The 13,913-nt window shown below is 61.3% G+C and carries 11 protein-coding genes and 1 pseudogene; 5 read left to right on the top strand and 7 right to left on the bottom strand.

The features are described 5' to 3' along the window. The gene (locus tag AD662_RS20780; protein ID WP_053189656.1) at positions 1–888 is read right to left on the bottom strand and encodes a DMT family transporter; all 888 of its coding nucleotides are present in this window, start codon (positions 886–888) and stop codon (positions 1–3) included. A 118-nt stretch (positions 889–1,006) separates the two neighbouring features. Between AD662_RS20780 and AD662_RS28775 the strand changes: the two are divergent. The 3 genes and pseudogenes from AD662_RS28775 to AD662_RS20770 all read left to right on the top strand — a co-directional run. Next, positions 1,007–1,126, top strand: a pseudogene (locus AD662_RS28775) (PaaI family thioesterase); the annotation flags it as partial. An 87-nt stretch (positions 1,127–1,213) separates the two neighbouring features. Next, complete coding sequence (gene htpG / locus AD662_RS20775) at positions 1,214–3,118, top strand: molecular chaperone HtpG (RefSeq protein ID WP_024617132.1); 1,905 nt, start codon at positions 1,214–1,216, stop codon at positions 3,116–3,118. 69 nt (positions 3,119–3,187) lie between these two features. Next, on the top strand, positions 3,188–3,916 hold the full coding sequence (locus AD662_RS20770; RefSeq protein ID WP_053189655.1) for a dienelactone hydrolase family protein: 729 nt from the start codon (positions 3,188–3,190) through the stop codon (positions 3,914–3,916). A gap of 153 nt (positions 3,917–4,069) precedes the next feature. Here the strand turns inward: AD662_RS20770 and AD662_RS20765 are convergent, their stop codons facing one another. Next, on the bottom strand, positions 4,070–4,930 hold the full coding sequence (locus AD662_RS20765; RefSeq protein ID WP_018610118.1) for a pirin family protein: 861 nt from the start codon (positions 4,928–4,930) through the stop codon (positions 4,070–4,072). Positions 4,931–5,056: 126 nt separating this feature from the next. On the opposite strand from AD662_RS20765, the gene AD662_RS20760 reads away from it, so the two are divergent. Further along, positions 5,057–6,073, top strand: coding sequence for an amidohydrolase family protein (locus tag AD662_RS20760; RefSeq protein WP_018610120.1), 1,017 nt, complete (start codon positions 5,057–5,059; stop codon positions 6,071–6,073). A 136-nt stretch (positions 6,074–6,209) separates the two neighbouring features. Next, a complete protein-coding gene (locus AD662_RS20755; RefSeq protein ID WP_053189654.1) occupies positions 6,210–6,674 on the top strand; it encodes a DUF3859 domain-containing protein in 465 nt (154 codons plus the stop codon). A 192-nt stretch (positions 6,675–6,866) separates the two neighbouring features. Here AD662_RS20755 and fabB read toward each other — a convergent pair whose 3' ends face one another. The 5 genes from fabB to AD662_RS20730 all read right to left on the bottom strand — a co-directional run bounded on the left by fabB (position 6,867) and on the right by AD662_RS20730 (position 13,823). After that, the gene (fabB, locus tag AD662_RS20750; RefSeq protein WP_014339570.1) at positions 6,867–8,087 is read right to left on the bottom strand and encodes a beta-ketoacyl-ACP synthase I; all 1,221 of its coding nucleotides are present in this window, start codon (positions 8,085–8,087) and stop codon (positions 6,867–6,869) included. An 11-nt stretch (positions 8,088–8,098) separates the two neighbouring features. Beyond that, the gene (gene fabA, locus AD662_RS20745; RefSeq protein ID WP_003204400.1) at positions 8,099–8,614 is read right to left on the bottom strand and encodes a 3-hydroxyacyl-[acyl-carrier-protein] dehydratase FabA; all 516 of its coding nucleotides are present in this window, start codon (positions 8,612–8,614) and stop codon (positions 8,099–8,101) included. Between the two features lie 248 nt (positions 8,615–8,862). Then, positions 8,863–10,770 carry an ATP-binding protein gene (locus AD662_RS20740; RefSeq protein ID WP_053181057.1) on the bottom strand — a complete coding sequence of 636 codons (1,908 nt, stop codon included), beginning with the start codon at positions 10,768–10,770 and terminating at the stop codon, positions 8,863–8,865. After that, the gene (locus tag AD662_RS20735; RefSeq protein ID WP_018610125.1) at positions 10,767–11,699 is read right to left on the bottom strand and encodes an ABC transporter substrate-binding protein; all 933 of its coding nucleotides are present in this window, start codon (positions 11,697–11,699) and stop codon (positions 10,767–10,769) included. Before AD662_RS20735 ends, AD662_RS20740 begins: the two co-directional genes overlap by 4 nt. Next, positions 11,700–13,823, bottom strand: a complete 2,124-nt coding sequence (locus AD662_RS20730) for a TonB-dependent receptor plug domain-containing protein (RefSeq protein ID WP_053189653.1) — start codon at positions 13,821–13,823, stop codon at positions 11,700–11,702. It abuts the gene before it with no gap. Positions 13,824–13,913 lie beyond the last annotated feature (90 nt).

The raw sequence follows: 13,913 nt of genomic DNA, 5'->3' as shown, positions 1-13,913 counted from the left end.
TCACTCGGAGCTCGGTGAAGTTGACGATGGCATGTTCCTTTGTTCGACCCGGAAGGGCAGATAGTTTGAGGCGAAGATAATCACTGCGCCGACCAATACCCAGATTTCGAGAGGCTCGCTGTAGAGAAAAAAACCAACGACGGCAATGAGTGGCACCCTGAAAAAATCAATCGGGATGGCAATGGAGGCTTCCATGACGCTCAGTGCCTTGGCCATGGCGAAGTGTGCACTTAAACCCGTTATGCCCAACAGCAGGATCCAGGGGAGGCAGGCGAGCGTAGGGGTACGCCATTGTGCCAGGGACAGACCAAGGCCCAAGGGCAATTGTAGAAGCACCATCCAGATCACGATGATGGCGGGACTGCTGGTCAACGTCAGTTTTTTCACCATGATGATGGATGTTGCGTAGCCCATGGCGGCCAGAAGAACGATAAACGCGGCGGGTTCAATGCTATCAAGGCCGGGCCTTAGAATGACCAGGACGCCCAGGAAACCGCCGATGGCGGCGAGTACCCTGGCGGTGGAGAGTTTTTCCTTCAAGAATAAAAACGCCAGGAGGGAAACCCATATCGGGGTGGTGAACTCCAGGGCAAAGACCTTAACCAACGGAAGCGATGCCACGCCAATGGTCCAGGCATATTGTCCGGCGAAGTGAACTGCGTTCCTGCCAATCTGTAGACCCAGGTCACGGGCTTGTTTGAGCTTGGCGCGCTGTTGGTAAATAACCGGAAAAATAATGATCAGTCCGACCAAGGACCTGAAAAACAGGATCTCGAAGATCGACATGAACGTGGAAAGCTCTCGGGCCGCGACGGCCATGCCTATGAATGAAAGCAGGCTTGCTGCCATCCATAATGCTCCACCTAATGGCAGCTTTACCTGATGCATTGACGCTCCTTTTTACTCGGCCATTGTTCTTCGTGAACCGCCGTCGGGTATTAAAGCAGCGATTATCCGTGGCTCAGGCAATTTCTTCGCAACACATTTCCATCAGTACCCGGCCAGGTGCCAGAGGCGGGTGGCCAACGTTGCGATCACCGCCTGGCAAGACGTCGAGGCCCAACCCATCGCCATCGTCCGCGCCCATTTCAAGATCCAGGAGCCGTCAAAACCGGATCGCCCTTGAAATCACCAGCGTTGCCCCCACCTTGAGGACATCCCGCCGCCAATCTCAGCGAGGCGGACACCACCATCCACTTGGAGTTTGATGACCATGAGCGTGGAAACTCAAAAGGAAACCCTGGGCTTCCAGACCGAGGTGAAGCAACTGCTGCACCTGATGATTCACTCGCTGTATTCCAATAAGGAAATTTTCCTTCGCGAGTTGATTTCGAACGCCTCTGATGCTGTCGACAAATTACGTTTCGAAGCCCTTTCCAAGCCTGAATTGCTGGAAGGCGGCGCTGAGCTGAAAATCCGTGTGAGCTTCGACAAGGACGCGAAAACCGTCACCCTCGAAGACAACGGTATCGGCATGAGCCGCGAAGAGGTGATCACGCACCTGGGCACCATCGCCAAGTCCGGCACCGCCGACTTCATGAAGAACCTGTCGGGCGATCAGAAGAAAGATTCCCACCTGATCGGTCAGTTCGGCGTCGGTTTCTATTCCGCGTTCATCGTTGCCGACCAGGTCGAAGTGTTCAGCCGCCGTGCCGGCCTCGCGGCGAGCGAAGGCGTGCACTGGTCGTCCAAGGGCGAGGGTGAGTTTGAAGTCGCCACCGTCGACAAGGCTGATCGCGGCACCCGCATTGTGCTGCACCTCAAGTCCGGCGAAGACGAGTTCGCCGATGGCTGGCGCCTGCGCAACATCATCAAGAAGTACTCCGACCATATCGCGCTGCCGATCGAGCTGCCGAAGGAAGTCACCGCTGCCGAAGGCGAAGAAAAGCCTGAAGTGGAATGGGAAACCGTCAACCGCGCCAGTGCCTTGTGGACCCGTCCGCGCACCGAGGTGAAAGACGAGGAATACCAGGAGTTCTACAAGCACATTGCCCACGACTTCGAGAACCCGCTGAGCTGGAGCCATAACAAGGTCGAAGGCAAGCTGGAGTACAGCTCGTTGCTGTACGTGCCGGCCCGTGCACCTTTCGATTTGTACCAGCGCGAAGCGCCACGCGGCCTGAAGCTGTACGTGCAGCGCGTGTTCGTGATGGACCAGGCCGAATCGTTCCTGCCGCTGTACCTGCGCTTCATCAAGGGCGTGGTGGATTCCAACGATTTGTCGCTGAACGTTTCGCGGGAAATCCTGCAGAAAGATCCGATCATCGATTCCATGAAGTCGGCACTGACCAAGCGCGTGCTGGACATGCTGGAAAAACTGGCGAAGAACGAGCCCGAGCAGTACAAGGGCTTCTGGAAAAACTTCGGCCAGGTCATGAAAGAAGGTCCGGCCGAGGACTTCGCCAACAAAGAGAAGATCGCCGGCCTGCTGCGCTTTGCGTCGACCCAGGGTGACGATGGCGAGCAGATCGTTGGCCTGGCCGATTACCTGGCCCGTACCAAGGAAGGCCAGGACAAGATCTACTACCTGACCGGTGAAACTTATGCACAGGTCAAGAACAGCCCGCACCTGGAAGTCTTCCGCAAGAAAGGCATCGAAGTGCTGCTGCTGACCGACCGCATCGATGAATGGCTGATGAGCTACCTCAGCGAGTTCGACGGCAAGAGCTTCGTCGATGTGGCACGTGGTGACCTGGACCTCGGCAACCTGGATTCGGAAGAAGACAAGAAAGCCGCCGAAGAAGTCGCCAAGAGCAAGGAAGGCCTGGTCGAGCGGATCAAGGCGGCCCTGGGCGATGCTGTCAGCGAAGTGCGTGTCTCGCACCGCCTGACTGACTCCCCGGCGATCCTGGCCATCGGTGAGCAGGACCTGGGCCTGCAAATGCGCCAGATCCTCGAAGCCAGCGGCCAGAAAGTCCCGGACTCCAAGCCGATCTTCGAATTCAACCCGGCCCACCCGCTGGTGGAAAAACTCGACAACGAGCAGAGCGAAGAGCGTTTCGGCGATCTGTCGCACATCCTGTTCGACCAGGCGGCCCTGGCGGCCGGCGACAGCCTGAAGGATCCGGCGGCGTATGTACGTCGCCTGAACAAGCTGCTGGTTGAACTGTCAGCTTAAGCAAGTGCAGGAAAAACCCGCTTCGGCGGGTTTTTTCATTTCTGGTGTTCCGTTCAAGAGGAGTCCGCCATGAGTCAGGTTACGGTTCGTTCGCTGGTCTATCAGATCGATGGTCAAAGTTATGAAGGTCGCCTGGCCTTCGACATCAGCCAACAGGGCTCGCGCCCGGGTTTGCTGATGGCGCCGAATTGGATGGGCGTAGGGGTGGGGGCCGAGGACATCGCCAGATCGGTGGCGGCCAACGGTTATGTGGTGTTGATCGCCGACCTGTACGGGCAGGCGGTCCGCCCGAGCAATGCCGATGAGGCGGGAGCGGCGATGATGCCCCTCAAGAACGACCGGGCGTTGTTGCGCAAGCGCATGCAGGCGGCGCTCGAGCAACTGCAGAGCCAGGGCGAAGCGCAGGTCGACGCTTCCAGGCTGGCCACGTTCGGCTTTTGCTTCGGTGGCTGCTGCGCCCTGGAACTGGCCCGCAGCGGCGCACCGCTGAAGGCGGCGATTTCCTTCCACGGCACCCTGGATACACCGAACCCGGCCGATGCGCAGAACATCAAGGGCGCGGTGTTGGTCATGCATGGCGCCTCCGACCCGCTGGTGCCGAAAGAGCAGCTACCGGCTTTCGAAGCGGAAATGAACGCCGCCGGGGTGGATTGGCAACTGCTGAGCTACGGCGGTGCGGTGCATTCGTTCACCGACCCGCAGGCCAATGTGCCGGGCAAGATGATGTACGACGCCAAGGTGGCCGGGCGAGCGTTCAGGTCGATGCATAATTTGTTGGATGAAGTGTTCAGGGGCTGAGGTTGGGACTGGATCTCTGTTGTCTGCTACAAAGCCATCGCGAGCAAGCTCGCTCCCACATTTGACCTAGGTGCTCACAACGTTTGTGAATGGCACCGATCCAGTGTGGGAGCGAGCTTGCTCGCGATGACTGCCTGACAGGTGACCCTGGGTCTAGGGCAACTCGATCCGCTCGCTTTCCCCCGGCACCGTCGGCCAGTCTCCAGCCGCCCAGCGCCGGCGAGCTTCATCGATCCGGGCCGGGTCGCTGGAAACGAAATTCCAGTTGATCCGTCGCGGCCCGTCCAGGGGCGCACCGCCGAACAGCACGGCATGGCAGTCACTGTCGGCAAACAGCGTCATTTCTTCCCCTGTCGGCAATATCACCAAGGAGTGAGCCTGCACCGGCTCGCCGTCCAGCAACGCCTCGCCGCTCAACACATACAGGGCCCGCTCTGCATGCTCGGTGGGAATCAGCAAGGTCGTTGCAGTTTGCAGGTTCAACTCGGCATAAAGCGTCGGCGACAGCACCGGCACCGGCGATTCCAGGCAAAAGCCTGACCCGGCGATCATGCGGATGCTGACCCCCAGGTTCTCGCTGACCGGCAGGCTGTGTGCCGGGTGATGACTGTAGTGCCCCGGGCCCTGTTCGTGGGACTGGGGTGAGGCCAGCCAGACTTGTAACCCGTGCATGACAAAAGCGCTGCCCAGCAATGACTCAGGGGTGCGCTCGACATGGGCGATGGCGCTGCCGGCAGTCATCCAGCTGACATCCCCGGCGTTCACTACCTGGTCGGAACCCAGGCTGTCCTTGTGCTGGAGTTTTCCTTCGAACAGGTAAGTGAGGGTGGACAGGCCGATATGCGGATGCTGGCGGATGTTCATGCCTCTGCCGGCCGGGTAGGTGGTTTGCAGCATGTGATCGAAGAACACGAAAGGCCCGACGCTGCGGCATTTGGCGGACGGCAGCGGGCGAAGAATCGGCTGGCCTTCGACATCTTCGGCGCGGGGGCGAATGGTCAGGGGAGTGGTCATGTTGTCTTCCAGGTTGAACAACGGTTGCACGAAGCATAACCCGCCGCCGGCAGGCGCGGCAGATGCGCCTTGAACCCGAGCGGGACGGTTGGGGTCTACGGTGTTCATGGCTTTTGGAGACTGCCCGTGCCCTTGACCCGTTTGATCTTCGCCTGGTTGCTGGTCGTTTCGAGTAGCGGCGCCGTGGCCCGCGAATATGCCTACAGCGATGCGCACCTGCATTACGTCGATTTCTTTCAGGAAACCGCCGGCATGCCCAAGCTGCTCCAGGCAATGGCGGACAATCGCATTGAACATGTGATGATTTCCGGTGTGCCGGTGGCCAAGAAATGGCATGAGGACGAACCCAAGCGTCCGCGCTATTACGCCGGTGACGACGCGGATGCCTATTGGTACAGCGCCACCGACGTGATTGTCGCTGCAGCGGTGAGCAAGCTGACCGACGAACAACGCCGGCACTTCCATCCATTCCTGTCGGGCTTCAACCCCAACGACAAGAACTCCGCCGCCCACATCCAGCGCATGCTCGATCTCTACCCGGGGTTGTGGCAAGGCATCGGCGAAGTCTTCACCCGCCATGACGACCTGACGGCGCTGACCTCGGGCGACACCCCTCGGGCCAACAACGAAGCCATGACGCGGATCTATCACCTGGCGGCCGAGAACGACCTGCCGGTGATGCTGCATTCCAACATCACTTCCAAGCGTGAGAAAAATCCGCTGTACCTGGCAGAAATCGAGGAGCCGTTGCGCAATCACCCGCACACGCGCTTCATCTGGGCCCACGCCGGTACCAGCATGGAAATCCATCGCCACCAGACCCGCTTGGATTTTCTGTTGCCGACCCTGACCCGCATGCTCGAGGCTTACCCCAATCTGTACATAGACCTGTCCTGGAGCGTGCTCACGCCGTACTTGCTGGACGAGGCGGGTAAGCCCCGGGATGAGTGGGTAAAGCTGGTGGAGCGCTTTCCTGAGCGCTTCATGGTGGGGTCGGATGTCGTCGGGCGGTTCAACAAGTTGGGCAAGGAGCTGCGCAGCTTCGATCCGTTTCTCGATGCCTTGCCGCAAGACGTGGCGCGGAAGGTGGCGCGGGATAACTTTCTGGCGGTGTTGTGTGGGAGCAAGGCTTGCCCGCGATGAAGACGACGCCGGCTTCCGGGGAAACGAGGTGCCTGCATCGCGAGCAAGCTTTGCTCCCACAGACCAACATCGCTTTGTCATCAGCCTGTCACTCCCGCGTCATACCCTCGCGCTCATCTCAATCAAGGAGCGCACTATGCACCTCACCCGTTCAAGCGCACTGGTCGCGCTGTTGTTGACCTGCGGCCTGGCACAGGCCGAAGTCCGTGTCGAAGGCCCGGTGGAATACGGCGTCTTCGAAGGGCCGCAAGCCGAGCTGCAATCGGGAGAGCGGGTCCTGCGGCGCAGCAACGAGCAGATCCGCCAGACCGAGAGCGTGCCGGCGAAGCTGGGCACCAAGTTCGGCATGCGCTATCAGTTGGCTGGCAAGATCGCGGACGACCAGCCGTTGACCCTGTTGTATTTCACCCCCGGCATCCGCACCCCCGATGGCGTGCGCCACGATAAGTTCGAGGTCATCCAGAAGCTGGTGCCCGGCGCGTCTCAGGATGTCATGGCCTACGAATTCACCGAAAGCCACGAAGTGGTGCCGGGGGAATGGCGGTTCATGGTGTTCCAGGGTGATCGGCTGCTGACGCAGCAGCGGTTTGTCGTGCGCTGAATTCCACCCACTTTAGATATCATGTGGGAGCGGGCTTGCTCGCGAATGCGGTGAGTCAGACGGCACATTTGCTAGCTGACCCACCGCATTCGCGAGCAAGCCCGCTCCCACAATGAACTCAGGCATATTTGCCAGGCAAAAAAACGCCCCGAACCAGTCGGGGCGTTTTTGTGTGTGGCGTAGCGGCGGGGCTTACTTGCCCTGCCAGCGCTGCATGACCAGGGTGGCGTTGGTGCCGCCGAAGCCGAAGCTGTTGCTCATCACGGTATTGATGGTGGCGTTTTCGCGAGTCTTGGTCAGGATTGGCAGGTCGGCCACTTCCGGATCCAGTTCGTCGATGTTGGCGGAACCGGCCATGAAATTGCCTTCCATCATCAGCATGCAGTAGATCGCTTCGTGAACGCCGGCGGCGCCCAGGGAGTGACCCGACAGGCTCTTGGTGGAGCTGATGGCCGGGGCCTTGTCGCCGAACACTTCGCGCACACCTTTCATTTCCGCGACGTCGCCGACCGGAGTCGAGGTGCCGTGGGTGTTCAGGTAGTCGATCGGTGCGTCAACGGTGGACATGGCCATCTGCATGCAACGCACGGCGCCTTCACCGCTGGGTGCGACCATGTCGTAGCCGTCGGAAGTGGCGCCGTAGCCGACGATTTCCGCGTAGATCTTGGCGCCACGGGCCAGGGCGTGTTCCAGCTCCTCGACCACCACCATGCCGCCGCCGCCAGCGATGACGAAGCCGTCACGGTCTGCATCGTAGGCGCGGGAAGCCTTGTCCGGGGTGTCGTTGCGCTTGCTGGACAGGGCGCCCATCGCGTCGAACAGGAACGACTGGCTCCAATGTTCTTCTTCGCCGCCACCGGCGAACACGATGTCTTGTTTGCCCATCTGGATCTGCTCGACCGCATTACCAATGCAGTGGGCACTGGTGGCGCAAGCGGAGGAGATCGAGTAGTTCAAACCCTTGATCTTGAACGGCGTGGCCAGGCAGGCGGAAACGGTGCTGCCCATGGTCCGCGTGACGCGGTACGGGCCAACGCGCTTGACGCCTTTTTCGCGCAGGATGTCCAGCGCTTCCATCTGGTTCAAGGTGGAGGCGCCACCGGAGCCGGCGATCAGGCCGGTGCGCGGGTTGGAAACCTGCTCTTCGGTCAGCCCGGAGTCAGCGATGGCGTCCTTCATGGCCAGGTAGGCGTAAGCCGCCGCATGGCCGACGAAACGGTAGATCTTGCGATCGATCAGCTCTTCGAGGGGAAGGTCAATGGAGCCGGAAACCTGGCTACGCAGACCCATTTCGGCATATTCCGGATTGAACCGGATGCCAGGGCGACTTGCACGCAGGTTAGCGGAGACGGTCTCTTTGTCATTGCCCAGGCACGAAACGATGCCCAGACCAGTGATAACGACGCGGCGCATGCGGATAACCCTTAGAAGTTGTCAGTGGAGGTGAAAACGCCAACCCGGAGGCCTTCGGCGGTGTAGATCTCGCGACCATCCACGGCGACCGAACCATCGGCAATGGCCATGTTCAGCTTGCCCTTGAGGACACGCTTGATATGAATGTTATAGGTGATTTTCTTGGCGGTCGGCAGGACCTGACCAAAGAACTTCACTTCGCCCGAGCCCAGGGCGCGACCGCGACCCGGCAGGCCTTGCCAGCCGAGGAAGAAACCGACCAGTTGCCACATGGCGTCCAGGCCCAGGCAGCCCGGCATGACCGGATCACCTTCGAAGTGGCAGGCGAAGAACCACAGGTCCGGAGTGATATCCAGCTCGGCGACCAATTCACCTTTGCCGTACTTGCCACCCTCTTCGCTGATATGGGTGATGCGATCCACCATCAGCATGTTCGGGGCGGGCAGTTGCGCGTTACCTGGGCCGAACAGCTCACCGCGACTGCAGCGCAGCAGATCTTCCCGGGTAAAGGCGTTTTGTTTGGTCATGCGAGCTCCTCAATAGTCCCATGCGGCAGGGTGGGGCAAATCTTCCCGGCCGACCGAAGCGTTCATGCCTCGAGTCGACAGCCTACTCATAGACTATTGCGTTGTAGTGAAAGTCACAGCACACGGGAAATGAATGTACACCTGTGCACTGAAATTTTTATTCAAGCCCCAATCGAGACTTGTTCGGGTGCCTAAGACTGCCGCACTTTCGCCTTTCACGCCAGTCACAGATGGTCCAGTGACCTGTTCTAATTCACCCAGCGCTGCAGAATCTGCTGCAGGTCGTTCCTTTTGAACGGCTTGGCCAGGTAATCGTTCATGCCCGCCGCGAGGCAGGCTTCGCGGTCACCCTGCAAGGCGTTGGCCGTCAGGGCGATGATCGGCACCTCGCCGCAGCCCGGCAACTGGCGAATCTGCCGCGTGGCTTCGTAGCCATCGATGATGGGCAAACGGCAATCCATGAGGATCGCTTCGAAAATCAGGCTTTCGGCGCTGCGTACCGCTTGGGCGCCATCGGTGGCGATGCTGACGGTGAAGCCCAGGCTGCGCAGCATGGCTTCGACCACCGTCTGGTTGACCGGATTGTCTTCCACCAGCAATACGTTGCGGCCTCCGCCATCGCCGCTGCCGCTGCCGATAGACAGGCGCGGCGCCAGGGTCGCTGGCGTCTGGCGCGACAGGGCCAGCGGGATCTCAAGGGTGAACACCGAACCCTGGCCTTCTTCGCTCTGGGCCCGCAGTGTTCCGCCCATGCGCTCGGCCAGGGTACGGGCGATCGGCAGGCCCAGGCCAGTGCCGCCGTAGCGCCGGGAGATCGAATTGTCGGCTTGCTGGAAGGCGTCGAACATGCGCTCCAGGCTCTCGGCCGGGATTCCGATGCCACTGTCGCGCACCGTGCAGGTGAACCACAGCAGTTCGTGGTCCAGGGCTTGCCACTGGCATTGCACGGTGACACGGCCTTGCTCGGTGAATTTCAGTGCATTGCCGATCAGGTTCACCAGGATCTGCCGTATCCGCGTCGGATCGCCCTGGACCTGCAAGGCCTGCATGTCGTCCGGGACCAGCAGGTCCAGGCCCAGCTTGCGCTGCGCGGCGCTGTGCTGGAACGACTGCGCGCAACTGCCCACCAGCTCGGCCAGGTTGAACGGGATGTGCTCCAGTTCCAGGGCCGAGCGTTCGATGCGCGAAAAGTCGAGGATGTCGTTGATCACCTTCAGCAGGTGTTCGGTGGATTCCGACGCCAGCGCCGTGTACTCGTGCTGCTCGTCGGTCATGCGGGTGGTTTCCAGCAACTGCAGCATGCCCAGCACGCCGTTCATGGGCGTGCGCAGTTCATGACTCATCATTGCCAGGAATTCGGACTTGGCGCTGTTGGCTTTTTCCGCTTCTTCGCGGGTCTTGATCAACTGCGCCATGGCCTGGTGCTGTTCGCGGCTGGCTTGTTCCAAACCGCCGGCCAGGTTGTTGATGTGCCGCGACAAGGCCCCCAGTTCGGCATCATCGACGATGGGCAGCGGGGTGCTGTAGTCGCCTTGCTGGATGGCCTTGACCGCGTTGCCGATGTCGCGGATCGGCCGGGACAGGTTGGTCGCCAGCCGGCGCGCCACCAGGAAGGTGAACAGCAGGGCGAACAGCGCCAGGATCGCGGCCTTGAACAGGATTTCCTGCTGCCGCTGACTGAAGGCGTCGCTGGACATGCCGACGATCACGCGGCCCAGGTAATCTTCGCCGGCCGCTTCGCCGGAGGTGGTGTTGCCTTGCAGGAAGTCATTGTTCAGGGCAATGCGCTGCAGGCGCACCGGGGCCTGGAAGACTTCGATCTGCTGGGCACGGCTGCGGGTTTGCTCGGGTTGTTCGACGTACACCAGGACCTTGTCGGTGCTGTCCTGGACCTCCAGGAAGCGCACGTGCGGGGTCGCCAGGGTGGCGGTGAGCAGGCTTTCCAGCACTTCATTGTTGCCGGAAATCACTCCGTATTCTGTGGCGGGGGCCAGTTGGTTGGCGATCAGCTGCCCGGTGTGATTGAGTTCCTGGCGCAGGTCCTGGATCCGTACGAAGGTAAAGAAGCTGATCAGCAGCACGGTCAGCAGCAACGCCGGGCCGAGGGCGATGAGCTGGGTACGGGTGTTGATGTCCCAACGGCGACGCAAGGTCATGGGCGGTGTTCTCCTTCGGCCAACATTGCCGCGACGGATTCGGCGTCAATCGGTTCGATCCCCAGTGAGCGGGAGACCTGCCGGTTGCCCAGGACCTTGAAACGGTCCGGATACAGCGTGCGCGGCCAGGTCGTGGCGGGGCGGTCCAGCAGCTCGTCGAGAATCGCCAGCCAGTCTTGTTGGTCGCTATAGGTGCTGGCCAAGCTACCGGCCTTGACGAACGCGGCGCTGGGCCCGATCAGGGCGCGTTGCCGGGCGTAGCTGCTGAGCAACAGGTTCTTCACGGTCTTGGGGTTGTACAAGTCGGGGTCATCGAGACCCAGCAGTACGTCGCTCTGGCCCAGCAGGTTTTGCAGGGGACGGCTGTCGTTGGTGTCGTCCCAGCGTTCGCTGACGATGGCCAGGCCCAGCGGTGCCGCGGCCTGTTGAATGTCCTTGAGCAGGAACTCACTGTGGGTGTCGTAAAGCACGCCGACCCGTCGCACTTGCGGCAGGATGGTGCGGATCAGCCGCAATTGCCGCGCCATCGGCGGATCGCTCCACAGCAGGCTCAGGTGCGCAGGCGTTGCTTCGCCCAGGCGATCGTGGGCTTGCTGGCGGCTGATGCGCAGCACCAGGGTGGCCGGCCCCCGGGCGTCTTGCAGGCGCCAGTCGAGGCTGGGCAGGTCAAGCAGGACCAGGCGGACATTGCCTGGCAACTTGTCCGGCGCCGGCAGGTTGGCCAGCGGGGTAAACCGCACGCTGTCTTCGGGGCGCAGGGTTTTCAGGGCCTGGGTGAAAGATTGCACGCCGGGGCTGTCCTCGGCACCGGTCAACAGGACCTCGGCGGCCCGAGCCTCGATGGTCGCCAGCCAACCGGCAAACACCAGGCATAAGGCTAGCGTCAGGCGGCCATGAAATGGCGTCTTGCGGGGTGGGCGTCGGGACATCTAGAAAGACAACTCCGCGCTGAAATACACGACATGGCGGGAGTCGTAGCGGTTGTCGATAAAGGTGGTGGGCTGGTTGTCCAGGCGCTGCTGCAGGACGCCCGCCAGTTCCAGGCTGGCCTTGCCCAGCGCAATGCGCCGGGCGAGACGGGTGTCGACCCGTTCGTAGCGATAGCCATTGAGGGCGTCGGCGGCGTAATAGAACAACGCACTGTTCCAGCCTTGGCCCCAGTCCCGTAGCCAGCCAGCCGAACCGCTGTTGCGGGCGGTCAGTTGTTCGTCGAGGGGGTTGCTGGCCTGGGCGTCGACATAGGCATAGGTCAGGCGCAAGCGGTCGGCGCTGGTCACACGCCAGTCGAATTGGGTTTCGGCCCCGGAGAATTGCGATTCGTTGCTGTTGCTGGCGATGTACTGATTGTTGCGCAACGGTTCGCTGATCATGCCGGTGATTTCGTCATGGAATAGTTTCACGTCGACCGCCAGCCCCAGGTCCACGAAATAACCGTTGTAGCCCAGTTCCCGGGAGCGCATGTGCTCTTGTTCCAGGTTGCCCGGGCCGCGTGTCCGGACGAAATAACGGGCACTGCTCTGGCCGAAGGCGGCGGGTTGCACGTTGGTGACCTGATAGCTCCAGTTGACGTTGTTCTCGAACATGTCCGGGGAACGCACGGCTTCGGAGTACACCGCCCGCAGGCCGTGGCGCGGGGTGATCAGGTAGTTGACCGCGACCCGCGGGGTCAGCGAACTGCCGGTCAGGCGGGTGTCTTCGAACATCGCGCCGCCCTGCAACAACCAATGTTCGGTGGCCCGCCATTCGAGCTGGCCGAACAGGCGCCAGGTGGTGTCGTCCAGGGTGCCGTTGAAGTATGTCTGCGAGTCAGCCCGGTCATAACGATAGTTGGCGCCGGTGACCAGTCGCAGGCTGTCGGACAGGCTCAGGGTGTCCTGGATCTCCAGGTCGTAGCGCGATTCCCGGGCGCTCTGGTCGATGTCGCCGCACAGGGTTTGCGAGGCGCCGTTGCGCCACTGGTCGAGCACCTGATTGGCCAGCGCCTGTTCCTGTGGCGTGCCGGCTGGCGCGCCGCTGCTGACGTAGCTGGGGATATTGCGTGCCAGCCTCTCGGCATAGTAGGGGTTGAGCTGCCACAGATCGGTCAATTGCGGGCTGAAGGACACCTCGGCGTCGCAGGCGCGCCAGGTCTGCTGGCGATCCCAGTGCTGGATCGAGCCCTGTACATAAAGACTGTGGTTGGGGTCCAGGTCCAGGTTCCAGCGCAGCGAACCGGCATAGTCCTTGGCGATGACGTCAGAGTTGTCGCCGGCGGCGGTAATCCCGGCGAACACCGGGTGGTAGGTGTAGGGCCGCTGATTGGTCCCGTCCTTGGCATTCAATTGCCAGTCGATACTTTGCTGCTCGTTCAACGTCTGGCTGACGGACAGGTTGAAGCGGTTCAGGCGGCGGCTGTCGCGGTAATCGGCGCCGTTGCGGTCGCTGTCAAAGCCATCGTCTTCCTGGCCGGACAACGACAGCCGCAGGTCGCCGCCTTCCCAGCCGCTGCCCTGGCTGGCGTACCAGTCGCTGATGCCGCGCTGGCCACGGGTGATTTTCAGCCGGGTGCCGTGGCTGTCGGCCGGGGCGCGGGTGATGATGTTGACCACCGCCATCAGCGCATTGGCGCCGTAGCTGACGGTGTTGGGGCCGCGAAAGACCTCGATCCGCTCGATGTCTTCCATGGCCACCGGAATATCGCTCCAGTCCACCGTGGCCAGGCCGGCGCGGTACACCGAGCGGCCGTCGATCAGCACTTGCATGCGGCGGGCTTCGCTGGCGTTGGTGCCGTGGTAGTTCACAGCGGCCTGGTTGCCGCTGATGTTGCCAACCATCATGCCCGGCACCAGGCGCAGCAGTTCGCTGATATCGCGGGCGCCGCTGGCCTTGATCAACTCGCTGTCGAGCACGGTCATGCTGCCTGGCACTGCCGCTGGTGATTGCTTGAGGCGCGTGGCCGTCAGCACCTGGGGCATGGACTGGCTGTCCACGAACAGATCGTCGCCCAGCAATGGCGGACTGATGATCAGTGCCAATAGCAGGGACGAGCCTGGACGGGAAGGGCCAATGGACACGGCACAGCCTTTGAGAAGGGGTGGATGGCGGGCATGTTAACCGAGCTGAGCGACTTTTCCATTTACGTTGACAGCATTTTCCTAGGAATT

It is taken from the genome of Pseudomonas kilonensis, from assembly GCF_001269885.1.
Taxonomy (GTDB): Bacteria; Pseudomonadota; Gammaproteobacteria; order Pseudomonadales; family Pseudomonadaceae; genus Aquipseudomonas; species Aquipseudomonas kilonensis.
The sequence above is the reverse complement of the archived record's forward strand: the minus strand, read 5'-3'. Positions and strand labels throughout refer to the sequence as shown.